This window comes from Pseudozobellia thermophila, from assembly GCF_900141855.1.
Classification (GTDB): Bacteria; Bacteroidota; Bacteroidia; order Flavobacteriales; family Flavobacteriaceae; genus Pseudozobellia; species Pseudozobellia thermophila.
On record NZ_FQYU01000007.1, the window covers coordinates 111,250 to 136,402 of the forward strand.

General features: G+C 48.3%; 24 protein-coding genes. 5 read left to right on the forward strand and 19 right to left on the reverse strand.

Annotated features, from left to right (window positions below):
- Positions 1 to 17: 17 nt before the first annotated feature.
- The 3 genes from ettA to BUB37_RS16135 form a co-directional block, all read right to left on the reverse strand.
- Entirely contained in the window at positions 18 to 1,709 is a 1,692-nt protein-coding gene (gene ettA / locus BUB37_RS16125) for an energy-dependent translational throttle protein EttA (protein WP_072994855.1), read from the reverse strand.
- A 71-nt stretch (positions 1,710 to 1,780) separates the two neighbouring features.
- Positions 1,781 to 1,963, reverse strand: coding sequence for a CAL67264 family membrane protein (locus BUB37_RS16130; RefSeq protein WP_072994856.1), 183 nt, complete (start codon positions 1,961 to 1,963; stop codon positions 1,781 to 1,783).
- An 88-nt stretch (positions 1,964 to 2,051) separates the two neighbouring features.
- A complete protein-coding gene (locus tag BUB37_RS16135; RefSeq protein WP_072994857.1) occupies positions 2,052 to 3,032 on the reverse strand; it encodes a Gfo/Idh/MocA family protein in 981 nt (326 codons plus the stop codon).
- 73 nt (positions 3,033 to 3,105) lie between these two features.
- Between BUB37_RS16135 and BUB37_RS16140 the strand changes: the two genes are divergently transcribed.
- Positions 3,106 to 4,734, forward strand: a complete 1,629-nt coding sequence (locus tag BUB37_RS16140) for an acyl-CoA carboxylase subunit beta (RefSeq protein WP_072994858.1) — start codon at positions 3,106 to 3,108, stop codon at positions 4,732 to 4,734.
- 20 nt (positions 4,735 to 4,754) lie between these two features.
- Here the strand turns inward: BUB37_RS16140 and BUB37_RS16145 are convergent, their stop codons facing one another.
- The 3 genes from BUB37_RS16145 to BUB37_RS16155 are packed head-to-tail and all read right to left on the reverse strand — an operon-like array spanning position 4,755 to position 7,826.
- Positions 4,755 to 5,840 carry an AMP-binding protein gene (locus tag BUB37_RS16145; RefSeq protein ID WP_072994859.1) on the reverse strand — a complete coding sequence of 362 codons (1,086 nt, stop codon included), beginning with the start codon at positions 5,838 to 5,840 and terminating at the stop codon, positions 4,755 to 4,757.
- The gene (locus BUB37_RS16150; protein ID WP_072994860.1) at positions 5,821 to 6,783 is read right to left on the reverse strand and encodes a CPBP family intramembrane glutamic endopeptidase; all 963 of its coding nucleotides are present in this window, start codon (positions 6,781 to 6,783) and stop codon (positions 5,821 to 5,823) included. Before BUB37_RS16150 ends, BUB37_RS16145 begins: the two co-directional genes overlap by 20 nt.
- Complete coding sequence (locus tag BUB37_RS16155) at positions 6,774 to 7,826, reverse strand: o-succinylbenzoate synthase (protein ID WP_072994861.1); 1,053 nt, start codon at positions 7,824 to 7,826, stop codon at positions 6,774 to 6,776. The genes BUB37_RS16150 and BUB37_RS16155 overlap by 10 nt, the downstream gene beginning before the upstream one ends.
- Positions 7,827 to 7,871: 45 nt before the next feature.
- On the opposite strand from BUB37_RS16155, the gene BUB37_RS16160 reads away from it, so the two are divergent.
- On the forward strand, positions 7,872 to 8,666 hold the full coding sequence (locus BUB37_RS16160) for an SDR family oxidoreductase (RefSeq protein ID WP_072994862.1): 795 nt from the start codon (positions 7,872 to 7,874) through the stop codon (positions 8,664 to 8,666).
- A gap of 19 nt (positions 8,667 to 8,685) precedes the next feature.
- Here BUB37_RS16160 and BUB37_RS16165 read toward each other — a convergent pair whose 3' ends face one another.
- The 9 genes from BUB37_RS16165 to BUB37_RS16205 form a co-directional block, all read right to left on the reverse strand.
- On the reverse strand, positions 8,686 to 10,662 hold the full coding sequence (locus tag BUB37_RS16165) for a tetratricopeptide repeat-containing sensor histidine kinase (protein ID WP_072994863.1): 1,977 nt from the start codon (positions 10,660 to 10,662) through the stop codon (positions 8,686 to 8,688).
- 691 nt (positions 10,663 to 11,353) lie between these two features.
- Positions 11,354 to 12,106 (reverse strand): LytR/AlgR family response regulator transcription factor, encoded by a 753-nt coding sequence (locus BUB37_RS16170; RefSeq protein ID WP_072994864.1) that lies wholly within the window; start codon positions 12,104 to 12,106, stop codon positions 11,354 to 11,356.
- Positions 12,107 to 12,139: 33 nt separating this feature from the next.
- Entirely contained in the window at positions 12,140 to 13,048 is a 909-nt protein-coding gene (gene menA, locus BUB37_RS16175) for a 1,4-dihydroxy-2-naphthoate octaprenyltransferase (protein WP_072994865.1), read from the reverse strand.
- Between the two features lie 2 nt (positions 13,049 to 13,050).
- On the reverse strand, positions 13,051 to 13,650 hold the full coding sequence (locus BUB37_RS16180) for an SPOR domain-containing protein (RefSeq protein WP_072994866.1): 600 nt from the start codon (positions 13,648 to 13,650) through the stop codon (positions 13,051 to 13,053).
- A gap of 187 nt (positions 13,651 to 13,837) precedes the next feature.
- Positions 13,838 to 14,668 (reverse strand): CvfB family protein, encoded by an 831-nt coding sequence (locus BUB37_RS16185; RefSeq protein WP_072994867.1) that lies wholly within the window; start codon positions 14,666 to 14,668, stop codon positions 13,838 to 13,840.
- A gap of 83 nt (positions 14,669 to 14,751) precedes the next feature.
- Positions 14,752 to 15,096, reverse strand: a complete 345-nt coding sequence (locus BUB37_RS16190) for a DUF2853 family protein (protein ID WP_072994868.1) — start codon at positions 15,094 to 15,096, stop codon at positions 14,752 to 14,754.
- Positions 15,097 to 15,124: 28 nt separating this feature from the next.
- Entirely contained in the window at positions 15,125 to 16,891 is a 1,767-nt protein-coding gene (gene menD / locus BUB37_RS16195; RefSeq protein WP_072994869.1) for a 2-succinyl-5-enolpyruvyl-6-hydroxy-3-cyclohexene-1-carboxylic-acid synthase, read from the reverse strand.
- A gap of 47 nt (positions 16,892 to 16,938) precedes the next feature.
- Entirely contained in the window at positions 16,939 to 18,045 is a 1,107-nt protein-coding gene (locus tag BUB37_RS16200; RefSeq protein WP_072994870.1) for a chorismate-binding protein, read from the reverse strand.
- Entirely contained in the window at positions 18,042 to 18,467 is a 426-nt protein-coding gene (locus BUB37_RS16205; protein WP_072994871.1) for a PaaI family thioesterase, read from the reverse strand. The genes BUB37_RS16200 and BUB37_RS16205 overlap by 4 nt, the downstream gene beginning before the upstream one ends.
- Positions 18,468 to 18,517: 50 nt before the next feature.
- Between BUB37_RS16205 and BUB37_RS16210 the strand changes: the two genes are divergently transcribed.
- From BUB37_RS16210 to BUB37_RS16220, 3 genes are read left to right on the forward strand one after another with little or no spacing between them, the layout of a single operon-like run.
- The gene (locus BUB37_RS16210) at positions 18,518 to 19,183 is read left to right on the forward strand and encodes an alpha/beta hydrolase (protein WP_317616556.1); all 666 of its coding nucleotides are present in this window, start codon (positions 18,518 to 18,520) and stop codon (positions 19,181 to 19,183) included.
- Positions 19,180 to 19,755 (forward strand): GNAT family N-acetyltransferase, encoded by a 576-nt coding sequence (locus BUB37_RS16215; protein WP_072994873.1) that lies wholly within the window; start codon positions 19,180 to 19,182, stop codon positions 19,753 to 19,755. Before BUB37_RS16210 ends, BUB37_RS16215 begins: the two co-directional genes overlap by 4 nt.
- Positions 19,756 to 20,145 carry a VOC family protein gene (locus tag BUB37_RS16220; protein ID WP_072994874.1) on the forward strand — a complete coding sequence of 130 codons (390 nt, stop codon included), beginning with the start codon at positions 19,756 to 19,758 and terminating at the stop codon, positions 20,143 to 20,145.
- Here BUB37_RS16220 and BUB37_RS16225 read toward each other — a convergent pair.
- The 4 genes from BUB37_RS16225 to BUB37_RS16240 form a co-directional block, all read right to left on the reverse strand.
- Positions 20,142 to 21,392 carry an NAD(P)/FAD-dependent oxidoreductase gene (locus BUB37_RS16225; RefSeq protein WP_072994875.1) on the reverse strand — a complete coding sequence of 417 codons (1,251 nt, stop codon included), beginning with the start codon at positions 21,390 to 21,392 and terminating at the stop codon, positions 20,142 to 20,144. The genes BUB37_RS16220 and BUB37_RS16225 overlap by 4 nt on opposite strands.
- 11 nt (positions 21,393 to 21,403) lie before the next feature.
- The gene (locus tag BUB37_RS16230) at positions 21,404 to 22,411 is read right to left on the reverse strand and encodes a 4-hydroxyproline epimerase (RefSeq protein WP_072994876.1); all 1,008 of its coding nucleotides are present in this window, start codon (positions 22,409 to 22,411) and stop codon (positions 21,404 to 21,406) included.
- Between the two features lie 23 nt (positions 22,412 to 22,434).
- Positions 22,435 to 24,021: an aldehyde dehydrogenase (NADP(+)) gene (locus BUB37_RS16235; protein WP_072994877.1), complete on the reverse strand. Its 1,587-nt coding sequence runs from the start codon at positions 24,019 to 24,021 to the stop codon at positions 22,435 to 22,437.
- 152 nt (positions 24,022 to 24,173) lie between these two features.
- A complete protein-coding gene (locus tag BUB37_RS16240) occupies positions 24,174 to 25,115 on the reverse strand; it encodes a dihydrodipicolinate synthase family protein (protein WP_072994878.1) in 942 nt (313 codons plus the stop codon).
- Between the last annotated feature and the right edge of the window lie 38 nt (positions 25,116 to 25,153).

The window sequence follows — 25,153 nt, forward strand, 5'->3', positions numbered from 1 at the left end:
GGTGACGGGAGTTTTTTTTATCGGATCAGTTTCTTGTATTTAATGCGTTTTGGCATGATATCGCCGCCCAGGCGTTTCTTTTTATTCTCCTCGTAATCGGAGAACGAGCCCTCAAAGAAGTACACTTGCGAATCGCCTTCAAAGGCCAGTATATGGGTACAGATACGGTCTAGGAACCACCTGTCGTGGGAAATGACGACCGCACAGCCCGCAAAGTTCTCCAAGCCTTCCTCCAAGGCGCGTAAGGTATTCACGTCCAAATCGTTGGTAGGCTCGTCCAAAAGCAATACGTTACCCTCTTCCTTTAAGGTCATGGCCAAGTGCAACCTGTTTCGTTCCCCACCCGACAACATGCTCACCTTTTTGTTCTGCTCGCTTCCCGAAAAATTAAAGCGGCTCAAGTAGGCCCGCGAATTCACCTGCCTGCCTCCCATCATGATAAGCTCTTGCCCATCACTGAAATTTTGCCAAATGGTCTTTTCCGGGTCGATGTTGCTATGGCTTTGGTCTACATAGGCGATTTTGGCGGTATCCCCGACGACAAACTCCCCCTTATCGGGAGTTTCCTCGCCCATGATCATCTTAAAGATGGTAGTCTTACCGGCACCGTTCGGCCCGATAATGCCCACTATACCAGCTTGGGGCAGTTTAAAATTAAGGTCTTCGTATAGCAATTTATCGCCAAAGGCCTTGCTCACCCCCTTGGCCTCGATGACATTGGTTCCCAAACGGGGACCGTTGGGGATATAGATTTCCAACTTTTCGTCCAGTTGTTTCTGGTCTTGGCTCATCAATTTATCGTAGTTCTTCAGCCTTGCCTTTTGTTTGGTTTGGCGTCCTTTTGGTCCCTGACGGACCCATTCCAGCTCGCGCTCCAGGGTCTTTTGCCTTTTCGAGGCGGTTTTGCTCTCCTGCTCCAAACGTTTGGCCTTTTGGTCCAACCAACTCGAATAGTTGCCTTTCCAGGGGATACCCTCGCCACGGTCGAGCTCCAAGATCCAACCGGCCACGTTGTCCAAGAAGTACCTATCGTGGGTAACCGCGATGACCGTGCCCTTGTATTGGGCCAAGTGGTGTTCCAACCAATGTACCGATTCGGCATCCAAGTGGTTGGTAGGCTCGTCGAGCAATAAGATTTCAGGTTCTTGCAACAACAAGCGACAAAGGGCCACCCTTCTTCGCTCCCCCCCGGAGAGCACCCCGATTTTTTTATCCGCCTCAGGTGTCCTAAGGGCATCCATGGCAATATCCAATTTGGTATCGAGCTCCCATGCGTTGGAGGCATCGATTTGATCCTGAAGCTGGGCCTGCTTGTCCATCAGCTTCTGCATTTTATCGGCATCCTCATAAACCTCGGGCAGACCGAACATGTCGTTTATCTTGTTGTACTCGTCAAGGATGGCCACGGTTTCGGCAACCCCTTCCTTGACGACCTCAAGCACCGTTTTGTTCTCGTCGAGCTCCGGTTCCTGCTCCAGGTAGCCCACACGGTAACCGGGAGAAAAGACCACGTCGCCTTGGTAATTTTTGTCGACCCCGGCTATGATCTTCAAAAGGGTCGATTTACCCGAACCGTTAAGCCCCAGGATACCGATTTTGGCACCGTAGAAAAAACTTAGATATATATTTTTCAATACCGGGGTGTTGGCATTTTTATACGTTTTGGTCACCCCGGACATAGAGAAGATTACTTTCTTATCGTCGGACATAATAGTTTAAGGATTAAGTGTTTTAGTATAAAGAAAACGTACAACAAGGGCTTCTGGAGACCAGGGAGGTACTAGACCCTCCCCTTCAGCGCATTAAATACCCAAGCAATGGCGAAAAAGCCTATTCCAACCGAGGCGAAGCCCCATCCAGCCACATCATCATAGCGAAACGCCCCTAAGGCTATTAATCCCAATCCTACCAAAATCATAATAAACGTGGCCCATGCCAGTACGGTATTTTTATTCATTCCCATAGTTTTCTTGGTAACAATTAAAGATAGCTGCAAATATCGTAATTTTAAAGGAAATCCTTAACCGAATCCGGTTATTAAAGATGCCGCTTTACTCGAAAGGAAAGGTTACGCCCGTAATGCGGCGTACCTCGTCCAACAGGGTCGCTAAGTCGACACTGTTCCGCCAACTCCATCTTTCGCTCTGTAAGCGCCCCTTGTTCAGACAGTCGTGAACCTCCTCGATTTCATGCGAGTACCCCCTTCCCTTAGTGGGCAGGTCAAAGGCCTCTTCGTCCCCGTTCAACTCCAGCATATAGCCTTGGGTTTCGTGCCATCTTTCCTTCAAGTAGAGCGACCCCTTGCTTCCGGCTATCTCGGCCTTCATGCTTATCTTAGATCGCAAACCACTGCTCAATACGGCCTGGGCATAGGGGTAATCGAAAATCATGGCCGTCTGTGCCTCGACCCCCGTGGCATGGAACTTCGATATGGCCTCTATTCTTTGCGGTTTGCCCAATAACAGATAGGCCAGAAAAATGGGGTAAATGCCTATATCGAGCAGGGACCCACCAGCGAGTCGGGGATTAAGCAACCTTCCCTCTTTGTCCCTGTCCAAGGCATAAAATCCAAAATTGGCATTCACGTACGACACATCGCCCAGCACCCCCTCATCGACCAGTTGCTTTGCTTTGACTATTGACGGGTTGAAACGGCTCCAAAGGGCTTCCATCAGAAAAACCTGGTTTTCTTGGGCGGCCGCCACCATTTTTTCAACCTCCGGCAAATTGACGCCCATCGGTTTCTCGCACAGTACATGTTTCCCGTGGTTCATCGCCTGAACGGAAAGTTCGCAATGCGATGTATGGGGCGTAGCGATGTATAAGGCATCGACGGCATCCGATTCAAAAATTTCCCGATAAGAACCATAGCTCGACTCCGCCCCGTATTCCTTCGCAAAATCCTTGGCCCTTCCCAGGTCCCTCGAAGCGACGGCGGTAAGCCTCCCTCCCCCGACCAGGCGTAAATCGTCGGCAAAACTGTGGGCTATTCGTCCGGGCCCCACAATGCCCCATCGTATTTCATTTGACATAACAGATCCTTGATTTTGCCAAATGTAATGAATTTTACTCCTTATCTTTAGGCTCTAAAACGAATGCACCCGTATGGACCTTAAATTCAACAAGAACGAAGATCACAATAAACTTTTACTGTCAGACCTTAAGAGAAAACTGGGCAAAGTGAAGCTAGGCGGCGGAAAAGCCCGTATCGAAAAACAGCATGCCCTGGGCAAGATGAGTGCCCGAGAACGCATCGATTACCTTCTTGACGAGGGTACGGACCGTATCGAGATCGGGGCCTTTGCCGGCGAAGGCATGTATGGGGAACACGGGGGATGCCCTTCAGGGGGAGTGGTCATTACCATCGGATACGTAAAGGGCAGGCAGTGCATTGTCGTGGCCAACGACGCAACGGTGAAGGCGGGAGCGTGGTTTCCCATTACCGGAAAGAAGAACCTACGGGCCCAGGAAATTGCCATTGAAAACCGTTTGCCCATTATCTATTTGGTCGATAGTGCCGGGGTTTACCTGCCTTTACAGGATGAGATTTTTCCCGACAAAGAACATTTTGGCCGAATTTTCAGGAACAACGCCGTGATGAGCAGCATGGGAATTACCCAAATAGCCGCAGTGATGGGAAGTTGTGTGGCAGGTGGCGCCTACCTGCCCATTATGAGCGACGAGGCCCTGATAGTGGACAAGACCGGAAGTATTTTTCTCGCCGGGAGTTACCTGGTCAAGGCCGCGATCGGAGAGAACGTCGACAACGAAACCTTGGGAGGTGCAACCACCCATTGCGAGATAAGCGGGGTAACCGATTATAAGGCCAAGGACGATGCCACGGCTTTGGACACCATCAAGAACATACTTGACAAGATGGGCGATTTCGACAAAGCGGGCTTCAACCGCACCAAACCGGCCAAGCCCAAGGAAAATCCCGAGGATATTTACGGTATTTTACCCGCCTCGCGCACCGACCAATACGACATGCTCGAAATTATCAAGCGCCTTGTAGACAACTCCGAGTTCGAAGAATACAAGGAAGGGTACGGAAAAACCATACTAACAGGCTATGCACGGATCGATGGCTGGGCGGTCGGTATCGTGGCCAACCAGCGCAAAGTGGTGAAGACAAAAAAGGGAGAGATGCAGTTCGGCGGGGTAATCTATTCCGATTCGGCCGATAAGGCCACGCGCTTTATCGCCAACTGCAACCAAAAGAAAATTCCCTTGGTCTTTTTACAGGATGTAACAGGATTTATGGTAGGAAGCAAAAGCGAGCACGGAGGCATCATCAAAGACGGCGCCAAGATGGTAAACGCCGTGAGCAATTCGGTCGTTCCGAAGTTTACCGTAGTTGTCGGAAACAGCTATGGCGCGGGCAACTATGCCATGTGCGGCAAGGCCTACGACCCTAGGCTGATCGTTGCGTGGCCCAGTGCAGAGCTTGCGGTTATGAGCGGAAACTCGGCGGCCAAGGTGCTATTGCAAATTGAAAAGGCATCGCTAAAGAAAAAGGGGGAAACGATTACCGAAAAAAAGGAGGCCGAACTCTTTAACAAAATAAAGGACCGGTACGACAACCAGGTTTCGCCCTATTACGCGGCGGCACGTTTGTGGACCGATGCCATCATCGACCCCTTGGATACCCGAAAGTGGATCAGTATGGGCATCGAGGCGGCGAACCACGCCCCCATAACCAAGGATTTTAATATGGGGGTCATACAGGTTTGACCCCGAACCGGGAATGCGAATTAACCGATAGACGCCAAGGTTTCGCTTCTTTGAACCTTTCCGCTTGCCGTTTCCTTAAACTGCGGTACGCAAAAAACGTGCTTGGGAACTTCAAATTTATCGAGCAGGGGAAGTTGCCGTATTTTTTCAATAAGTCGGTCGGTATTCGGATTTCCCTCAACAACCAAAATCAATTTTTGGCCCAACCCGGCATCTTTCTTTCCCGCCACAAAAAAACGGGACTCGATTACCTTGCCCAGTTTCGCCTCAATTTGTTCGGGAAATAGTTTGACCCCGCCCGAATTGATTACGTTGTCGTAGCGCCCCAACCATTCGAATTCGAGGTCGGAGACGATCCGTACCATGTCATTGGTAACGACCGGCCCTTCGGCAATTTCAGGGGCATCAATGACCAGACATCCCCTGGCATCGGTACTTATCTTGACCTTGGGCAGCACCGTAAAGGCAGTCTCTGGAAGTTGGGCGGTCGGATGTACTTGTTTTAGGGCTATATGGGTTATGGTCTCCGTCATCCCATAGGTCTCAAAAATCGTGGTAGACACCCCTTTTTTCCTGACCAGCCCCAACATTTCAGGGTTTACCGGTGCCCCACCGACGATCAAAGTGCCTATGCAGGAAAGGTGTTCCAAGGAATTCTTGAGCTGCAGGGGCACCATGGCAGAAAAATCATAGAAAGGTGAATTGGTGCCAAGCGGATTTGACGAGGGGCTCACATAATCTAGCCTTAGCCCCAAGACCATGGCCCTTACCAACATCATTTTTCCGGCGACATAAGTGGCGGGCAAACACAAGAGGGCCGTATCGCCGGGACGAAGGTGAAAGAAATCGCCCGTGGCACATGCCGAATTGACCATGTGCCGTTTTTGCAAGACGATGGATTTAGGTTTTCCGGTTGACCCCGAGGTCTGTACGCTTATGGTCGGCCTGTCGTTCAACCAATCGATCAAAAAATCGCCGATGGCCCTTTCAAAGTCCTCCCCTTCCTTGACCAAGCTATAGGCCACTTCCTTGAGTTCGTCCTTCGAATAAGGGTTGCCGTTCAGTCTGAATTGCCCATGAAGGGCATTATAGCTCGCGTTCACCATTGTTCTCCGCTAAAAAGGTCGCTTCGGATGCGACCGGCCCGGTCAGGCGGTCTTTCCAGTTCGACCATTTGTATTTTTTCGAAAAGATATAAAGCAAAAGGGGATACACAACGAAGACCGGGACCAATACGTCCCACCCCAAGACCGGATCGGAGACATCCCGATATAACGAATCGGTCTGAAAAGCCGTCCAGTCGGCCGTTACCAATAAGGCTGCCGTAAGGTTGTTGGCCGCATGGAAACCCAGGGCCAATTCCAAGCCTTCGTCCATCAGCGTTAGTATTCCCAGAAAGAATCCGGTACCGATGTAGAAAATTAAGATTCCGTAGCCCATCTTGGCCACCTCGGGGTTAAAAACATGCATTATACCAAAAAGCAGGGAGGTTACCGTTAAGGGCACCCATCTGTTCTTTGCGACCATACCCAGACCTTGCATCATATAGCCCCTCATATAATATTCTTCCATACTGGTCTGCAAGGGAATCATCACTATGGAAATAATGGCCAGGACCACAAAGGGCCCGAGTTTAAAATTAAATTCATAATCCTCTGGTGAAAGAACGATATCCACTACAATAAATGCCGTGGAAACCAGGGCCCAAACGGAAAAAGCGAACAGTATTCGTTTAAAATCGATTTTCTTTCTCGATGTCGTAAGCTCTACGATACGCTGTTTGTGCACCCACCTGACGTAAACGAAGAGACTGATCAAGCCTATGACAAAGCTCAACAGCATAAGGAAAAGCAGGGTGTTGGTTCCCAAAATATCGACCATCATACCCATATCGGCCGACCCCAGGACAGCCAGGGAGCCCGCCTTGGCCATAAGCGCCGCCAACAAGGGAAAGGCTCCCAATATCTGCCAGAAGAAAAACACTACCAAAAGTCCCACAAGATAGCGCCATGAATCACTCAATCCTTTATAAGCCTGTTCTATATACATATCCTTTCTATTAGATCAATGTCCCAGCCCTTGTTGTTCCCATAGCTCAGTTGCCCGTTTTCCACTTTAAGCGGCGAATCGATATTGTTGGTATACAGGCTGCCGGTACCCAAACCCTGTGGCATTCGATTTTGCAGGGTGTAGGTCCACTGGGCGATGGCATTTAGCCCTATATTGCTTTCAAGGGCGCTGGTAACCCACCATCCTATGCCCAAGGCCTCGGCCCTATCGATCCATTCTTGGCTACCGCCGAAGCCCCCGACCAAACTGGGCTTTAAAATCAGGTACTGCGGCCTAATGGTTTGTAGCAATTCTTCCTTTTCGGTTACATCAAAGACACCAATTAGTTCTTCATCAAGGGCGATGGGCAACGGGGTGGCCTCGCACAATCTTTTCATCTCGTCCCAGTGTCCCTGTTTTATGGGCTGTTCGATGGAGTGTAGCCCATACTGGGCCAATATGTGAAGTTTATCCATGGCATCGTCCAAACCGAAGGCCCCGTTGGCATCGACGCGCAGTTCGATTTGTGAGGTACTGTATTTTTTGCGGATGGATGCTATCAGCGCCAGTTCCCGATCAAAATCGATGGCCCCGATTTTCATTTTGATACAGCGGAACCCCTGCTCCAACTTTTGTGCGATTTGCTCGTGCATGAAGCCCTCATCGCCCATCCATATGAGGCCGTTGATCGGTATGGGACTTTCCCTTTTCGTAAAATTGGATTCAAAAAGAAGAAAAGGGTTGACGGACCGGAGCGATAGAAACGCCTGTTCCAAACCAAATTGTATGCTGGGAAACTCCTTTAGTTCGGCCAACAGGTCCTTCTCGTCCCAATGGATATGTTCGCATGCCCACCTTAACTTGTCCTCGTAGTGAGGCCGGTCATCGACACTTAGTCCCTTTAGGAGTCCGCACTCCCCTATTCCGTACCGGCCATTGGCCCGTATCGAAATGAACCAGGTTTCCTTTTGGGTCAGTACGCCGCGCGACGTTCCGCTGGGGCGTTTAAAATCCAGTATGTATTTTTTGTAGTGGGCCTTCATCGATTCAGGGCAAATTTAGCTATATTTTAGGCATAAACCAGCCGAATGGCACGTATTGGAAAAAAACGGATATGGATTACGGGAGCATCGTCGGGAATCGGCGAGGCATTGGCCTACGCCCTAAGCGAAAAAGAGTGCCGATTGGTTATTTCGGCCCGCAATGAAGATGCCCTGAACCGGGTAAAAGCACGGTGTAGCAACCCAAGCGATGTCCGTGTTCTTCCGCTGGACCTAGGCGATTTTGACAGTATGGCCGCCAAGGCACGGACGGCGGCCGGGTTTTTTGGCGGAATAGACCTTTTGATCAACAATGCCGGCATCAGCCAGCGTTCGCTCATCGTCGAAACGGATTTTGAGGTGTTCAGAAAGTTAATCGACATCAATTATTTGGGCACTTTGGTGCTGACGAAAGCCGTCTTGCCTTATTTCATCCAACAACAAAAAGGCCATTTTGTAACGGTTACAAGCCTGATGGGCAAGTTTGGGTCGCCCTATCGGTCGGGGTATTGCGGGGCCAAACACGCCCTACACGGTTTTTTCGATGTGCTGCGCATGGAACACGAAAAGGACGGTATTGACGTAAGCCTCATCTGCCCCGGCTTTGTACGGACCGATGTAGCCAAAAACGCCCTGGTCGGCGACGGTTCGGCCCAAGGAAGGGAAGACGAGGCCACCAAAAACGGAATGCCTGTGGCTACTATGGCCTCGAAGGCCATTCGCGCCATTGAGAAAAGAAAATTCGAGGTATATATCGGGGGCAAGGAAACTTGGGGCGTTTATTTAAAGAGACTGATGCCCAGGTTACTCTATAAAGTCGTATTGAAAAGTCGGGTTACCTAGGCCGGAACGGATGCGCCGCCTACTTGAAACTAAACCAATAACGCACCCCTTCATCGCCGTTCTTATCGATGTTCAAGGTCGTCTGAAGCTGATTGGCCAAACGGTTCATCAAACGGATACCCATGGAGGTATTGGCCCGTTCTTCGGTATCTTCGGGCAGGCCTACACCATTGTCGGAATACTCGAAATACCCTTCGTGTTCCCCATTTTTTCTTAGGTGTATGTATATTTTTCCGTTTTCATCGCCATGTGGAAAGGCATATTTGAACGAGTTCGAGACCAGTTCATTAAGTATCAAGCCAAACGGAATGGCTCGGTCAATGTCCAATTCGACCCCTTCCGCATCGACCGTAATATTAATATTGTGCCCTCCCTTTTTGTATACCGACTGCACACTATTGATCAAACTCTCAATATAGCTCTGCATTTCTATAACCGACAAATCTTCGTTCTGGTACAACTTCTGGTGGATCAAGGCCATGGCCTTTACCCTGCTCTTGCCCTCTTCAAGGGCCTCGATTGCGGCCTTACTACGTGTATTCTTGGTCTGGAGGCTCAACAAACTCGAAACCATTTGGAGGTTGTTCTTTACCCGGTGGTGTATTTCCTTGAGCAAGGAGTCTTTTTCTACCAATGAGTTCTCAATTATATATTTCTGTTCGGCGATAAGCCTTTGGTTCTTGATACTCTTTAGATAGGCATATACGAGGCCTGCGAACCCCAATAGGGTGAACAATAGGGAAATAAGCACCAGACTGTTTCTTTTGTCCTTGGCCAAATTTTCGTTCCGTTGCTTCTCCAGCGCCAGTTTTTGCTCGGCCAACATGTCTTGGCTATACTTCAAGTTCTTCATCATCACCGTCGAGAGCTGCTGCTGACGAAGTTGGGACTCGTGTTCGCTTATCGAATCGCGTATTCTAATTTCCTTTCTCAGGTACGAAGCCGAGCTCTTATAGTCTTCGGTCATTTCGTAATACAGGGCCAACAGGCGATTTTTCTTAAGTAGGTTTTCGGTGGTATTGGTCTGTAGGTTGTCACTGAGGTAATCGGTGGCCTTGGCATAATTCTTTAACAAGAGATAACACTCCGATATGGCCAAACTGTTCTCGGTGATCTCGGAGGCGTACTCCCTGTTATTGTTACTGTTTTCCTTTATCCTGTTGATCGCCGCTTCCAAATAGGGAATCGCCTGCTCATACTCCTTCAGGTCGACATGGCATTTTCCGATATTGCCTTCTATCACCCCTTTTAGAAGGAAGGCCTCCCGAAGCACGTTTTCCGACTTTTTACGGGTAACATTGTCCAAAAAAACATCGGCGAACCCCTTGGCCTTTTTATAATAGCTCAGGGCCGTAGGGGTCGAACCGTCGAGCCTGAGGTAATTTCCCAAGTTGTTATAATATTCCGCCTGGCCATAAAAATCGTTCTCCTCGATAGTCCTTTTTACATTGGCAATATAATCGTCCATGGCCTTACGATACATCCCCAGGTTCGAATAAATATCGTAGAAGGCAACACTTTCCATGATACCCATATCCCTTTTTTTCTCTCGGATATCGATTTGTTCCGGGTACATGGTCAACTGACCATAATTGTCATCCATCAAATCCAACAATTTGGAAACCAAATAAATGTCAAGATCCTCTATCTCTTCGTAAAGGTCTTTGGTTATGGCAAGACTTTTGTCATAATCACCCAAATCGTAAAAGATTCGGGCCTGCATCAGCTGGAACTTCTTAATGTCTTCCTTGTCGTTGTTCTTTATGGCCGCATTTAGGTTGAGCGTTACCAATTCCAACCAATCGTAAGTCGAGTTTTCGCGGTATAGGTCTTCCGCATTAAAGAAAAAAGTCATTTTTTCATCAGCGGTCTTAAATTCCTGAAACTGATGAAACAGGCTTTCCTCATTGGCATCCTCCTCGGTTTGCGCCAAGGAAGTAGCGGTAAACAACAGTGCCGTTACCGTCCATAAAATACTTTTGCCAAATCTTTTCATATCGAAGTTGGAAACTATAGCCAAATGGAACCTTGTTAACATAGTGAACTTATCTTCTTTGCACTGGGGGTACCGCTCATTTTGTCAGGCAAAAATATAAAGTTGACATACAATATTGATGGTTACCTTAAATTTCTTTTTTTTCTATAAGCAACTCTTGGCAACTTATAGTACAATAGACTTGTTCTTTGGAAAAACTACAAACTGGTTTTGATCGAACATCCATGTACCTTCCGGTACATTTTCCAGTAGAGTATAAAGATCCTTAAAAAAGGTAAAGCCCCTGAGAGATAAAAATATGATATGTTGGTATACTGATTACCAATATTGTTGTGTAATACTGGTTTTCTGTTGTAAAATGGAGTCGATCGTGGTTTATGATATTTCCTGCACTATCCAACATAGGCCTCCACCCCATATATAAGTAAAAGCTTTCGTATTAAACCTAAAAGAGCCTTATCGGCTTTGATAAGACTCTTTTATGAGAACACTATATGAAAATGAAAAAATTTATGGATTACCGACCGACCTTTTAACCGATCGATCGTAGGACGAATGTAATGCCTCTGTCCCATATTTGAAAAATTATGTTGTGAACTACCCTTTTGTTGTGGTATAGTCGATTTTCCATACTATAAAAAAAGGGGGGAACGCCTGCCACGCCCCCCCCTTTGTTTCGACTAAATGTACCTTAAGAGTTCATTGCGGAAATGATGAATTCTTTAAAGTCTTTTGAGATGGGGATCAAGGTATCCTTGATCATTATATCCTTTGAATTTATGGCATCGATATGGTCTACATTGACGATATACGATTTATGCGCCCGATAAAACTTGTTCTTTGGCAGCTTTTCCAAATAATCTTTGAGGGGAGACCTTACCAGAAACTTCTTATCGACCGTGTTCACTTCCAGGTAAACATTATCGGCCTTGATAAACCTGATATCACTGAACTGGATTCTGTAATAAAGATGTTGTTTCTTGACGAATATCGAATCTTTCAGAACGGTGTTCGACATGGGCACATCTTCGTTGGTCTGGGCCGGTGGTGCGGCCGATTTGTCGGAACGGGTGAAATTGGACAAGGCGATCTCTATCGAAGTATAAAGGTCTTGTTGCTCAAAAGGTTTTACCAGATAACCATTGGGTTTTACCGTTTTCGCATTCTCGACGGTGGCCCTATCGGAATTGGAGGTGACAAAAATGAAGGGAATGTCATAATTCTCACGAATGTGTTTCCCCAAGTCGATTCCTGTTTTGTCCGATGCCAGGATGATATCGATCAACACAAGGTCTACGTGTTGTGTCTTCAATACCTCTTCGGCCTGCTCGTAGACAATAACATTATCTACAATTTCATAGCCTATTTCCTCGAGCATCGATTGCATGTCATCGGCGATGATAACATTGTCTTCTACGATAAGAATTTTAATTGGTTGTTCCAAAATGGGTAGTATTTAGTAGGTTCATTTATAAATTTACAAAAAATTATTACAACTTATGTAAAGCAATACCGCCAAAAAGAAGGTGCTTAATGCAAGTTTTTTCAATTCGGGGTCAAACTTTTCGACATCCTTTGTCTTATATACCTTAATCATATGTGCGCTTACCGGAACGAAGGCCAACACGGGCAGTAGGCCCGATCGGTGGCTAAAAGCGACCATACAAAACCACAGGGTAGCCACAAATGCGACAATCAACAGGGCAAAGTGGTATTTTTTGGCCTTCTCCATCCCTATGGCCACGACAAGGGTATTTTTATTTGCCTTTTTATCGGAACTATGGTCCCTCATATTGTTCAGGTTGAGCACCGCGGCACTCAGCGAGCCGATGGCGATGGCCGGTAGAACCGACAGGCCTGTTAGGTATTGGGTATACAAGAACATGGAACCCATCACCGCCAACAAGCCAAAAAACACAAAAACAAAAATATCGCCCATACCTTTATAGCCATAAGCCGATTTTCCGACCGTGTATTTGATCGCCGCCCAAATACTGGCGCCGCCCAACATCACGAACACAAGTGGATATATCATATTGTCAAGGCCGAAAGCCCAATAAACCAACACCATCACCAGGGCAATATCGATTGCAACGGCCACAATAATTCCTGTCTTTAGCTGTCCGCGGCTTAATAGCCCGCTTTGAAGGGCCCGCTTTGGTCCGATTCGATCATCATTGTCGGTTCCCTTCACGCCATCGCCATAATCATTGGCAAAATTAGAGGTTACCTGAAAGGCCACCGTCGTCAAAAGGGCCAGAACAAAGACAACCCCGTCAAACTCACTATAATAATGCCCCAGTGCCGTACCTGCCAAGATACCTGAAACCGATAAGGGCAATGTTCGCAATCTGGCCGCGTTGACCCATGCCTTAATTTTTGTCAAAACTAAAAAGGATCTTCTATTTGAATTCTTTTTCCGTCTTTATAGGAGGCTACAAAAGCATCGGAAAAACCAAGGTCTACCAACTGCTTTCTAAAGGTCTGGGCCTCCTCCAAAGTCTCAAAATTGCCCAGAGAATAGGAATAAAAAGGGTTTGTCTTCACAAACATCGTATTCGTCAAGGCCTCTGAGGCAAGCGTCATGTTATTATCTACAAACGACTTGACCTGCACGGAATATATCGTTTCCTTTTCCAAAAACTTTTTGGCCAGGTAAAATTCCCTGACAAGGCTTAGCTCTTCGTTCTGCTGCTTAAGGTTGTCGATACGTGATTTTATGGCATCCAAACTATCGATTGAAACCAGTAGGTTACTCGGACTGTCGTAATTGTTGGATACACTTCTGCCTGCGGTGAATGAAAAAACAATCAAAGTGCCTATTAGAAACAGTCCCGTAATTCCAGCAAGTACGTTCCGCTGGATCTTACTTTTCTTGATTTCTTTATTTTTGAATTTGATCTGGTCTAAAAGACGTTCGTTTATAATTTGGGCCTTATCGATGTCTTTATGCAATTCCAAAAGATCACTTTCTTCAATAAATGGCATATGTCAAATTGTTTTTACGGGGTTTCAACGTTAAAGTTAACCAAAATACCCAAAGATCGATGAAATACACACTTTGAATGTTGCAAAATTATATTTTTTTGTGGTCAAAAAATAGATTAGTGTTGCCAAACGTTTTCAAAACAGGGTCCAATCACATAATTTTGAGGATGTTAGCCCAAAAATTAATTCAAATGGCCTGGATTCCGTCAGGCTTGATTTCTATTTTGCGAGCCTTGTAAAGGGTTCCGACTCCTTTTTTGAACGTTTTCTTGCTCATCTGCAGTTCCCTTTTTATATCCTCGGGTGCCGATTTGTCGTGCAGGGCCAAAAATCCGCCGTTGGCCTGTACCTTTTCATAAATCAAATGGGCTGCGGGTTCCAATATGTTCTGACCTATCGGTTGTAGGGATATATCGATTTTATGGTCGGCCCGTATTTTCTTTACGTACCCTTCGCACTTGTCGCCTACGGCCACCCTTTTGTAGATTTCATTGGCATAGACCAATCCCTTGTGTTTGTTGTTGACGATGACTTCCCACCCGAGATCGGTCAACCGGGTAAACAGAAGGTCTACCTTTTCCCTTTCGCGCACCGTAAGGCTGTCGTTGTCCAAGAATTTATCGAGTTTATTGGACGCCGTCAGTCGAAACGAAACATCGTCCATATAACAGTGGACCACGTACCACTGCCCTTCCTTCATTTTGTCCCGTTGTTCGCTGAAGGGCACCAAAAGATGTTTCTCGAGCCCCCAATCCATAAAGGCCCCGATTTTGTTTACCTCGACCACTTTTAAGAACCCGAATTGATTTCTCAGCACCGTGGGCGTCAAAGTGGTGGCAATAGGCCTTTCTTCGTGATCCAAATAACAGAACACCGAAATTTTATCCCCAATCTTTATTTCTTTGGGGACGTATTTGTTGGGCAACAGAATCTCAACGCCGGTTTCGCTTCCCAAAAACAAACCTACGCTGGTATTTCTCAAGACTTCGAGTTCGTTATAATTTCCTAGTTCGATCATGGCACAAAAGTAATCTTAAAAATCGGGTATAAAAAAACCGCCCGTTGAAGAACGGCCGGCTTTTTTAAATTCGTTAAGCATTTCTAGTTGTATATGGAAGCCTTGTCGAAGTGCTTGCACAACATGTAATATACAACGGCCCTATGCTTGTTCTTGTTAGACGAACCGTATTTATCCAATACGCTTTTTACGGCATCCATCAATTCGGGACTGTCCGCCATGCCCAATTTTTTCATCAGGTAGTTCTTTTTGACCGTCTCAAGCTCTTTTTGGTCACCACCTGAAACCTTTGAGGCATCAATGTTGTAAATGGCCGGCCCCAAGCCAATGGTCACCTTTGTCAAAAGGTCCATGTCAGGGGTTTCTCCGAATTTTTCCTTGATGTCCGCTGCATACTTAGCAATCAAATCGTCTCTTTTACTGCTCATAATAGTTAGTGTTCTTATAATTAATCGGTTAATATTGAGCCGAAGATATAAAATCAAAATAACCGAGCAAAATTTTGTCGTTCAATATTCGCGAGGTGACGACCTCCAGTATTTTAGGGGCGCCCGAGGCCAAATAAAAACTTTCCAACTCACTTTTCAGACTGTTTGGATCGTCGGCGACCGAATAATCGAAACCGAATTGTTTGCCCAAATGTCGGGCCGACAGCCCGTGGGCGGTTTCAAAAAAGGTTTCGAAGTTTTCGGTTTCCTCGTGTCCGGGCAAGATCCGAAAAATACCCCCACCCCCATTGTTGATCACTATGATCCGAAAGTCGGGTCTGATATAATTGTTCCAAAGGCCGTTGCTGTCATAAAAAAAGCTGACATCGCCCGTTATCAACAAGGTCGGTTCCTTGGAATAGACCGATGCCCCCACCGCAGTGGAGGTGCTTCCGTCTATGCCACTCGTACCCCTGTTGCAGAAAACCCTTAGCGACGGATGCATGTCGAAAAGCTGCGTATAGCGTATGGTCGAGCTGTTCGATAACTGAACCTGGTAATTTTCGGGGATCCCATTCAATATGGAGTGAAAGACACTTAGGTCGGAAAAGGGAATTTGCGCATAATACTCCTTTCGCCTTTCCCTATACTTTTCCTTTCTGGTATTCCAATAGGCGTAATAATCGCTTTCATGGGGACGCACCTTGTTTAAAAATTGCCCGAAGAAGGAATTGGCCTCCATGTCAAAATGGTGCGACAACGAGAAAAACGTGTCAAAGGCCCGGGTCGGGTCGACATGCCAGTGCTGCCCCGGTCGGTATTCCCTCAAAAAGGCCTTGATTTTTTTCGACACGACCAGGCCCCCGAAGGTCAACAGGATGTCGGGCCTTAAGCGGTCGAAAAGCGCGTCTTTGTCCCCGGATTTTTCGATCGGCGCCAATATGCTGTCGATGCTGGGGAAAAAATTGTCGTGATGTAGGTTGGATGTCGTTTCCGTAAATACAATGACCGAGGGGTCCGTGGCCAAAATATCCAGATACTGCCGTTCTATTGCCTTGGGCGGGTTGACACCGACCAGTACCATTTTTCGGCCGGAAGCGTTCCACTGGTCGACAAAGCCTTGCATATCGCCCGTTCCAGGGAGCTCTTTCCGTTCAGGAAACAGTGGGGCCGCCACGGTAGTAGTTTCCGAAAGGGTATCGTACAAGGGCTCTTCAAACGGCACATTGATGTGTACGGGCAGTTTTACCTCCAAGGCCAGGTTCAGGGCCTTGTTCAATTCATCATCGTTATACGCCTTCACCTTTTCCTGAAGTTCGGGCAATGCCCCCCCTTCGAGCCATTCAGGAACATATTTTTTTAACCTGTCCACGGCATGTAGCACATCTTGCTTGAGGTTTGCGGAGTAGCCGATATGCCTGTGGTAGGCATTTTCTTGACGAATGGTCTGCCCGTCGCCGACATCAATTTTATAGGTAGGCCGGTCGGCCGAAATAACCACAAGGGGAATACCGCTATAAAAGGCTTCGGCCACGGCCGGATAATAGTTCAAGAGGGCGCTGCCCGAGGTACAGACCACGGCCACCGGCTTCCTAAGCTGCTGTGCGATGCCCAAGGCAAAGAAGGCTGCACTGCGTTCATCGACTACGCTAAAACAAGAAAAGAAGGGATCTTCGGAAAATCCGATGGTCAGCGGAGCGTTTCTTGAACCCGGCGAAATAACTATGTTTTTGATGTTTTTGGCCTTACAGTGCTGCAGCACCAACTGGGCCGAAGGTATGCTAGAGTATCTCATGGCCAACAAAAGTACAACGCTGTATCAACTCCACCCAAATGTTAGGTCTACAAAATATCCAACATGGTCCTACTTTTTGAAACGGTCTCTTCCCATTCCTTTTCGGGATCGGATTCCTTTGTTACGCCACCTCCCACATAAATCTTGATTTCACTGCCCTCCAACTTCAAACACCTGAGATTGACGAACAAAGTGGTCTGTCTTGAAATGCTCTTATAGACCTGTACTTCCGGGTTGGAAGCCCGGTTGTTTCGTTTGCGCTCGACCTGAAAATTCAGTTCGCCCAAATACCCTGTATAAAATTCCCTGGGGTAATCCTCGTGCGACACGATGAACTTTCGCGTGCTTTCCTTGGGTAAGCCGCACACCGCTGGCGTAGGATGTAGGGCACTGAGAATTTCGGCCAGGTTCGAGTCTTTTAACCTTCCCGAAATCTTGGTCCGTAAATGAAGCAGCTTACCGGCCCTGACGGTTTCGGTGCGGGCATGTTTTAAATCGTCTACCCGTCCTTTTAGGGCATCAAGAATATAATCGGTCACGTACTTTTGCTCCGTCAATTCCTTCTCCCCCCATTCGGGGTTTTCGTCTCCCCTATACACCTGGGTACCCGCCAAGGACATGGTGGTAAACGTCCTATTTCTCACATTCAATAAAATTTCGGGCGTAGCGCCCAGCCACATGCCCACTTTCGGGTGGTACCATAGGTAACAGAACGCGTTTTGGTACTTTTCGACAAGGTTTTTGAACAGGTCGAGGGGTTCGGCCTCGGTGGGCATGCTAAAAGAACGCGACAAGACCACCTTGTCGAACACCCCCGAACGGATTTCCGAAAGTCCCTTGCGCACCAAATCGAGATGAAACCCCTTTCCATGGGCGGACAGAACCGGGCGCCTACCTTTCTTCGCGCACCCGGCCCTGGGGGTATAACCCGGGAGCTTGCCGCATCGGTCGGGCCTCAAGAGCACAACCGGGCCTTCTTGGTCGAAGGGGGCAAAAACGAATCCGGTTTCCTCAAAATTATTTACCGACAGCAGGCTGTCCTCATTTTGAAAAATACTGCATAGCGTATCTTCCTTGGGCTTTCGGTAGACTACCAACGGAAGTTTTTGCGAAAATTGCGCTTTTATTTCCTCGAAGAATTCGGCTTCAGTCATTTTTGCTTCGGCAAGGCGATGGTAGTCAATTTACATATGGAGACCAATTGGTCTTCGCCGTTGGTGATCTTTATATCCCAAACTTGGGTGGTACGCCCCTTGTGCAAAAGGACGGCCTTGGCATATACAAAACCATCGCGAACGCTTTTTACGTGATTGGCCGATATTTCGATCCCCCGTATGGCGAATTTTTGGGCATCAAGAAAAATATACGAGGCCATACTGCCCACACTTTCGGCCAGGGCGACCATGGCCCCGCCGTGCAATACGCCATCGGGCTGGTGCACCTTTGAGGTAACGGGCATTTTAGCACTTAGAAAATCGGTGCCCACATCGGTATATTCGATTTCCAAAGTTTCCATCATCGTGTTTTTTGATGACTTGTTACAAACTTTCAGTATCTTTTCTTTATAGCCCTCCATAAATTATATTTTTGGCAAAATTAAGCAATAGCCTATCACTAACCCCGTACTTGAAGATAGATTTTACCATGGCACAGCAAGAAAAAACCATTTCGTATACCAGTATCAATTCATATTCAACCCTTAACGAGCTTACGGCAAACACCAAAAACTTATGGGTCGTTTTCCACGGCATGGGTCACCTAAGCCGTTATTTTATCAAACATTTCGATCAATTGCCCCCCGAAGAGAACTATATTATAGCTCCCCAGGCACCTTCGAAATATTACCTCAATGACCAATTCCGGCATGTCGGGGCGAGTTGGTTGACCAAGGAAGAAACTGCCCGCGAAACCGAAAACGTCATTGCCTATATCGAAAGTATCATGCTTCGCGAAAACCTTCCCGAACATCTTAATGTGATCGTTTTGGGGTTTTCGCAAGGGGTATCCATTGCCACGCGTTGGGTGGCCCAAAAAAGGGTCAAGTGCCAACAGTTGGTTCTCTATGCCGGGGGCATCCCGAAGGAACTCAAGCCTGATGATTTTGATTTTTTCGAGGAGACAAAGACAAAGGTGACCCTCTTGGTCGGCGAGAACGACGAATATATCGATGCCCATCGCCTAAAGACCGAAGTAGAAAGAGCGGGGGAACTCTTTGGAAACGAGGTCAAAAAGGTTATTTTTGAGGGTCGGCACGAACTGAAAAAAGAATTGATCAATTCCCTAATTCCATGAATACGGCCCCTACCCTTGAGAATAAGATCGTCAGGCTTTCGCCCCTTACCTTGCATAACTACAAGGAACTTTTACCCATTGCCTCCCAAGAAAAACTGGTACAGTACTCCCCTTCCGATATCGCTACGCCCAAGGCCTTGAAAAACTATGTAGAGGTTGCCCTCGAACAACAGGGTAAGGGAAGCGCCATACCCTTTATTGTTTTCGATAAGGGAAAGGGGCAATATGCCGGGGCCACCCGTTATATGCATATCGACCGGCGCAACAAGGTTCTCCATATCGGCTCGACCTGGATCGGTAGGGAGTTTCAGGGCAGCGGCCTTAATTCGCACATGAAGTTGCTAATGCTCGATCATGCATTCGAGGTCATGGGATTTGAAAAGGTGGAGTTTCGTATCGACGAACGCAACATCAGGTCCCGAAAGGCGGTGGAAAAGCTCGGGGCGATCTTGGAGGGCACCTTGCGCAAGAACGTGTACTTATTGGATGGGTATAAAAGAAATACCTGCTGTTACGGTATTTTAAAGGAAGAGTGGGCAGCAACAAGGATTAAGAATTTTAAAGCGTATTAAATGCACAAAAGCATTGCCCAAGTAAGCCTATTGGTAGCGGATTATGACGAAGCCCTTGCATTTTACATCCAAAAGCTCGGTTTTACGCTACTTGGCGACACCCCGATCGACGAAGGCAAGAGATGGGTAACTATCGGCCCGGGGGATTCCAACGGCTGCAGTCTACTATTGGTCAAGGCCGCATCGAAACAAGAGAAGGAAGCCGTAGGCAAGCAAAGCGGGGGCCGTGTGTTTTTGTTCTTGCATACCGATAATTTTTGGGAAGATTATAAAAGGATGCAAAAATCGGGTGTAACCTTTATCGAAGCCCCCCGGGAGGAAGCCTATGGCACGGTAGTGGTCTTTAAGGACCTCTACGGCAACCTTTGGGATCTGATCCAGCCGGCCTAGAACGTTCTACCGGGATCAAAGGGCGCGATATCCATCGACGTTTTTTTGCCGGTGATAAGCTCAGCAACCAATTTTCCGGTAGCAGGCCCCAAACTCCACCCCATCATGGCATGGCCCGTGGCGAAGGTCAAGTTTTTGAACTTTTTCGATTTGCCGATATAGGGCAGGCCGTCCGGGGAAACCGGTCGAAGTCCGGTCCTAGCCAATCCCTTTTCCTCTTCCGTTATGTCCACTTCGGGATAAAAGCGTTTCGCACCCGCCGCAATGGCGGCCACCCGCTCCTTCCTAACCACGGCATTGAGTCCGGAAAACTCCATGGTACCCGCAAATCGGGTAAAGCCGACCATGGGTGTTACCGCTATATTGGCTTCCATCAATATGGCCGGCAAGCCGATACCCGTGGGTCGCTTAACATTGATCCGGTAGCCCTTTCCACCCTGTAAGGGCAATTCCACATGTAACTTCTTGGCCAGATTACCGCTCCAAGACCCGGCGGAAAGTACCAGTTCATCTACCGAATAGGTATTTTTATCGGTCTTGATCTCGCTGATGCCCTGGGCACTGGCCACGATGTCCAAAACCTCTTCCTTCCTTTTTATCCGCACCCCTACTTCCTCGAGATAGCGGACCATTTTGGGCATAAACTGCGTCGGGGTCATATGTCCGTCGCATTCGTAATGAATGGCACCCTCGGCATCGATCTTTACCTTTGGTTCAATGGCCTGCAATCGCCCTTTGTCAAGTTCCGACACTTCGAGACCCATATCTCCGGCCCTTCTTGCCACTTCCATTTCGTGATCGTACGAGGCCTTGGTCTTATAAAGCATAAGAAGCCCCTTGCGTTCCAATTGAAAAGTGCCCAGGTCCTTCGATTCCCTTATCTCGGTAAAGAGGTCCCTGCTCAGTAGGTTGATATCACGGATGACGGGAATAGCCTTTTCGACCTTTGCCTTGGTGGCCGATTTATGAAAGTACCATACCCACTTAAAGAACTCCGTATCCCATCGCGGTTTCATGTAAAACGGGCTCGCCGAATCGAACATCATCCTTATTCCCTTGGCAATGACCCCCGGTGATGCAAGGGGTATGATATGGCTGGGAGTAATGTAACCTGCATTGACAAAAGAGGCCCCCGAAGTGATATCGGACTTATCTACTACGGTAACCCGGTGCCCTTCCTTCTGCAGAAAATACGCCGAGCTTAAACCGATGATCCCGCCTCCGATAATTAATATGTTCTTACCCAATGCTTCTTAGTTTAAATTACCTGGAACCCGTGTGCGTAGGGATCTTCATCGTCTATGCTTATCGTATTGTGTCCATAAATTTTGGCCCAGCCTTGAATACTGGGGTAGATTGCCTCTATGTTCCCTAGGCTGGTTTCTTTTTCGATCCGGCCGATAAACTGCGAACCGATGTAGCTTTCATGAACAAACGCTTCGCCTACCTTCAATCGTCCCTTTGCGTGCCACTGTGCCATTCGGGCCGAGGTGCCCGTTCCGCAGGGAGATCGGTCAATGGCCTTATCGCCATAGAATACCGCATTTCTTGCCGTGGCCCGGGGCGAAATGGTCTTGCCGGTCCATAAGATATGGCTGACACCGTTTATGGTCGTATCTTCGGGATGAACGAAGTGACCCTCGTATTTTCGGTTTATCCTCTCCCTAAGGTCTTGACTGAACTGGATCAATTGACTTGCCGAAAACTCCTCCAATCCCTTAAAATGGGGTTGGGAATCGACGATGGCATAGAAGTTACCGCCATAGGCCACATCAAAAACGAGTTCGCCCAAGTAGGCACTATCGGCGGTGAGTTCCGACGCCGCCAAAAACGATTTGACATTGGTAAGTTTCACCCATTCTACCTGCTTGCCCGACATCTTATAATCGATTTCGACCAGGCCGGCCGGTGCCTCCATTCGAATCTTGCCCGGGGTTTTGGGCACGATCAATCCTTCCTCGATACCGATGGTAATCGAACCGATGGTCCCATGTCCGCACATGGGCAGGCAGCCACTGGTCTCAATAAAAAGAATGGCCAAGTCGTTTTGGGGGTCGCTCGGCGGATAGAACATGCTGCCACTCATCATGTCGTGGCCCCGGGGCTCGAACATCAAGCCCTTTCTGATCCAATCGAATTCCCTTAAAAAGTGTTGCCTTTTTTCGCTCATATTGGCACCTATGAGTTCGGGGGCTCCCTCTGCCACCACCCTGACCGGATTACCGCAGGTATGGGCATCGATACACTTGAAGATAGATTTTGCCATTCGCGCTAAAGTTCTTTGGAAGATCAGCCCACCTTTGCCCGGGTATGCTCACCGTCGAGTATTCGCATTATATTCAAGGGATTATCGTCCTTTAGGGCCTCGGGCAAAAACTCCCGTGGCCAATTTTGGAAGGAAACCGGCCTTACCCATCGCTTAATCGCGGAAGTACCTACCGAAGTAAACCGACTGTCGGTACTTGCGGGAAAGGGCCCACCATGGTGCATGGAAGGGCAAACCTCGACCCCTGTGGGCACCCCGTTAAAGATGATTCGACCCACCCTGCCCTGCAAGGCATCGATGGTTTTCGAAAACGTCTTGAATTCGGACGGTTCCCCAAGAACCGTCCCTGTAAGCTGACCTTCGAGCTGCTCGATTACCGCGGTCAGCTCCCCGGCGTCGGCACATTTTACAACGACCGAAAACGGACCGAACACCTCTTCGTGGAGCTTGGGGTTTTTCATAAAGTCTTCCCCGTTTACGGTAAGCACCTTTTGCTTTCCGTAATTTGGAGCGCTATCGGCCTCATAGGAGGCCACGACATGCACTCCCTCCTGTTGTGAAAGTGCCTTCTTTCCTTTTTCATAATTCTCGTGGATATTGGGGTGCAGCATACAGGTGGGTGCCAATTTTTCGATTTCGTCCCCAAGGGTATTTACGAACTTATCGAATGACGTACTCCCGATGCCCAATATTAGTCCTGGATTGGTACAAAACTGTCCCGCTCCCAAGGTGATGGATCCGGCGTATTTGGCCGCCCAATCGGCGCCTTTCCCCGAAAGGGCCGAGGGAAGGGCCACCACCGGGTTGATGCTTCCCATTTCGGCGAAGACCGGAATAGGTTCCTTGCGCTCCGAGGCCAATTTATAAAGGGCGGTCCCCCCTTTTATGCTTCCGGTAAAGCCCACCCCCTTGATTTCGGGGTGTAGCACCAATTGTTTGCCGACCTCGATACCGCTACTGTTCAAATTCGAAAAAACGCCATCGGGCATACCCGTTGCCCGGGCAGCCTTAACGATGGCCGAGGCAACGAGCTCTCCTGTGGCCGCATGCATCGGGTGACTCTTTACGATTACCGGACAACCCGCGGCAAGGGCACTGGCCGTATCGCCCCCGGCGGTTGAAAATGCCAAAGGGAAATTACTGGAACCAAAAACGGCGATGGGGCCCATTGGCACCAACATTTTACGTATGTCTATCTTAGGAAGGGGTTTCCGATCCGGTTGGGCCGTATCGATCGTAGCCTCTACCCACGAACCCTCTTCCAACAGGGTGGCAAAGGCCTTCAGCTGGCCCATGGTCCGCCCCCGTTCCCCCATGGCCCTTCCCTCGGGCAAACCCGATTCCTTGGTATAGGTGGCTATCAGTTCATCGCCAAGGGCCTCGATTTCTTCGGCTATGGCCCTCAAAAACTTCGCCTTTTGCTTACCCGAAAAGTTTTTGTACTCCAAAAAGGCCGCCGCCGCTTTTTTAGCGGCCCCATCGATTTCATCAGCGGTCGCTTCGTAAAACCGCCATTCGGTGGCCGAATTCGATTTGGGGTCAAAGGTTGCATAGGTCGCCTCCCCTTTTGCCGACAGCCCATATCCTACATAATTCTTTCCTGTAATCATTTGTTCCGTATTTGAGGTTTATAGTATTCCGTCGAAATCTAGCATATTTGGGGTTGAAAATCAAGCATATCGGGTACAAATGTACAGGGACTTCCCTCTCCTTTACCATCGCCCAAATTTCAAGCACACCTACGGCAAGTCCCTTGTGCCCTTTACAATGCGCCTTGTTGGGACAAGTCCCTAAGGTTTTTATAATCAGGAAGTTTCGGCCGGGTGCGCAGGCCCTCTTCGATAACTTTTAGAACGCGCTCACGCTCAGCCCCTTGCAGGGGCAACCTCGGCCTTCGTACATTTTCGGTTCCGATGCCCGTAGCAACCTCGGCCAACTTAATGTTCTGTACCAGTTGCGGACTGATATCCAATTCCAACAAGGGCAGGAACCATCTGTAGATTTCGGTGGCCTGTTTTGTATACCCCGCCTTGGCCAACTCGTAAATGGCCACTGTTTCGGCCGGAAAGGCACAAACCAGACCGGCGACCCAACCATCGGCCCCTATCAAAAGACTTTCCAAGGCCAATGGGTCGACACCCGTCAGTATTTTCAGGTCGTCGCCGAAGCGATTTCGCAACCTACCTATATTGATGATGTCGCGCGTAGATTCCTTGACCGCCCCAATATTTCCCATCTTCATAAGTTCTTCGAACATGTCGACGGTTACCTCGATCTTGTAATCGACCGGATTATTGTAAATCATGATGGGCAAATCGGTACTTTGGGCAATCTCCTTAAAGTAGGTCACCGTTTCGAGGTCGGTAGACTTATAGCGCATGGGAGGCAAGACCATTAGGCCATCGGCCCCACTTTCCTTTGCCTCTTCGGCGGCAGCTATGGCCTCCTTGGTCGCTTGTTCGGCAATGGTCATGACCACGGGGATTTTTCCGTTGGCGATCTTGACGGTTTCCTTGATCAGTATCTTCTTTTCTTCCCGGGTCAAGGTGCTCGCCTCGCCCAAGGAACCGCCCAATACAATACCATGTACACCGGCATCGATTTGGGCCGTAATATTTTTGGCAAAGGCATCGATATCAAGCCTGTCGTCGTCGGTAAACTTGGTAGTAACCGCGGGCATAACCCCTTTCCATTCGAATTCCATAGCGATCTGTTTAATTATTTGCTCTCACAAAATTAGGG

Bases quoted from the DNA above. Each gene is read 5' to 3' on its own strand.
- ettA (WP_072994855.1), bottom strand. From the start codon at position 1,709: ATGTCCGACGATAAGAAAGTAATCTTCTCTATGTCCGGGGTGACCAAA.
- BUB37_RS16130 (WP_072994856.1), bottom strand. From the start codon at position 1,963: ATGGGAATGAATAAAAATACCGTACTGGCATGGGCCACGTTTATTATG.
- BUB37_RS16135 (WP_072994857.1), bottom strand. From the start codon at position 3,032: ATGTCAAATGAAATACGATGGGGCATTGTGGGGCCCGGACGAATAGCC.
- BUB37_RS16140 (WP_072994858.1), top strand. From the start codon at position 3,106: ATGGACCTTAAATTCAACAAGAACGAAGATCACAATAAACTTTTACTG.
- BUB37_RS16145 (WP_072994859.1), bottom strand. From the start codon at position 5,840: ATGGTGAACGCGAGCTATAATGCCCTTCATGGGCAATTCAGACTGAAC.
- BUB37_RS16150 (WP_072994860.1), bottom strand. From the start codon at position 6,783: ATGTATATAGAACAGGCTTATAAAGGATTGAGTGATTCATGGCGCTAT.
- BUB37_RS16155 (WP_072994861.1), bottom strand. From the start codon at position 7,826: ATGAAGGCCCACTACAAAAAATACATACTGGATTTTAAACGCCCCAGC.
- BUB37_RS16160 (WP_072994862.1), top strand. From the start codon at position 7,872: ATGGCACGTATTGGAAAAAAACGGATATGGATTACGGGAGCATCGTCG.
- BUB37_RS16165 (WP_072994863.1), bottom strand. From the start codon at position 10,662: ATGAAAAGATTTGGCAAAAGTATTTTATGGACGGTAACGGCACTGTTG.
- BUB37_RS16180 (WP_072994866.1), bottom strand. From the start codon at position 13,650: ATGCCATTTATTGAAGAAAGTGATCTTTTGGAATTGCATAAAGACATC.
- BUB37_RS16185 (WP_072994867.1), bottom strand. From the start codon at position 14,668: ATGATCGAACTAGGAAATTATAACGAACTCGAAGTCTTGAGAAATACC.
- BUB37_RS16190 (WP_072994868.1), bottom strand. From the start codon at position 15,096: ATGAGCAGTAAAAGAGACGATTTGATTGCTAAGTATGCAGCGGACATC.
- menD (WP_072994869.1), bottom strand. From the start codon at position 16,891: ATGAGATACTCTAGCATACCTTCGGCCCAGTTGGTGCTGCAGCACTGT.
- BUB37_RS16200 (WP_072994870.1), bottom strand. From the start codon at position 18,045: ATGACTGAAGCCGAATTCTTCGAGGAAATAAAAGCGCAATTTTCGCAA.
- BUB37_RS16205 (WP_072994871.1), bottom strand. From the start codon at position 18,467: ATGGAGGGCTATAAAGAAAAGATACTGAAAGTTTGTAACAAGTCATCA.
- BUB37_RS16215 (WP_072994873.1), top strand. From the start codon at position 19,180: ATGAATACGGCCCCTACCCTTGAGAATAAGATCGTCAGGCTTTCGCCC.
- BUB37_RS16220 (WP_072994874.1), top strand. From the start codon at position 19,756: ATGCACAAAAGCATTGCCCAAGTAAGCCTATTGGTAGCGGATTATGAC.
- BUB37_RS16230 (WP_072994876.1), bottom strand. From the start codon at position 22,411: ATGGCAAAATCTATCTTCAAGTGTATCGATGCCCATACCTGCGGTAAT.
- BUB37_RS16235 (WP_072994877.1), bottom strand. From the start codon at position 24,021: ATGATTACAGGAAAGAATTATGTAGGATATGGGCTGTCGGCAAAAGGG.
- BUB37_RS16240 (WP_072994878.1), bottom strand. From the start codon at position 25,115: ATGGAATTCGAATGGAAAGGGGTTATGCCCGCGGTTACTACCAAGTTT.